Origin of the sequence: Streptomyces sp. LS1784 (assembly GCF_020103755.1) — a bacterium.
Lineage (GTDB): Bacteria > Actinomycetota > Actinomycetes > Streptomycetales > Streptomycetaceae > Kitasatospora.
This window is the reverse complement of the sequence record NZ_JAHSQD010001229.1, coordinates 1-702: the sequence shown is the minus strand read 5'-3', so window position 1 is coordinate 702 and position 702 is coordinate 1. Positions and strand designations below refer to the sequence as shown.

Genomic DNA, 702 nt, shown 5'->3' with positions numbered 1-702 from the left:
TGTCAACGAGCTTGTGAGCGTGGTGTTTTCGGGGTTGTCGGCGCTGGTCATCGAGGATGTGGCGGACGAGGGCGATCTGATCCGGGTGACGGCGCGGACCCGGGATGATCCGGTGCCGTGCCCCGTGTGCGGGACGCCGACAGCGCGGGTGCACGGTTTCCACGGGCGGAGGGTCGCGGACGTGCCGGTGGACGGACGGCGGGTCGTCGTCTCGGTGAGGCTGCGGCGCCTGGCGTGCCCGGTGCTCGGCTGCCGGCGGCAGACGTTCCGCGAGCAGGTTCCCGGCGTCGTGGAGCGCTACCAGCGCCGCACCAGCCGCCTGGCCGACCAACTCGGCTCGGTGGTCAAGGAGTTAGCGGGCCGGGCGGGCGCCCGCCTCTCGCGCGTGCCGGCCTGCTGGATCTCCCGCTCGACCGCCCTGCGCATGCTCATGCGCAGGGCACTACCGCCGCCGCGCGTCCCGCGCGTGCTCGGCATCGACGACTTCGCCCTCAAGCGCCGGCACCGCTACGCCACCGTGATCATCGACGCCGAGACCGGCGAGCGGATCGACATCCTGCCCGACCGCACCGCCCAGACCCTGGTCGCGTGGCTGCGCGAGCACCCCGGGGCCGAATACGTCTGCCGTGACGGCTCCGGCTCCTACGGCGAGGCGATCCGCCGGGCCCTGCCCGAAGCCGTGCAGGTCAGCGACAGGTGGCA

The 702-nt window shown here is 73.1% G+C and carries 1 protein-coding gene; it reads left to right on the top strand.

Going from position 1 to position 702, the window contains the following annotated elements; all coding sequences use genetic code 11:
• Window positions 1-22 precede the first annotated feature (22 nt).
• Window positions 23-702, top strand: a 680-nt coding sequence (locus tag KS423_RS46690; protein ID WP_224285686.1) for an ISL3 family transposase, incomplete at its 3' end; no start/stop codon positions are given.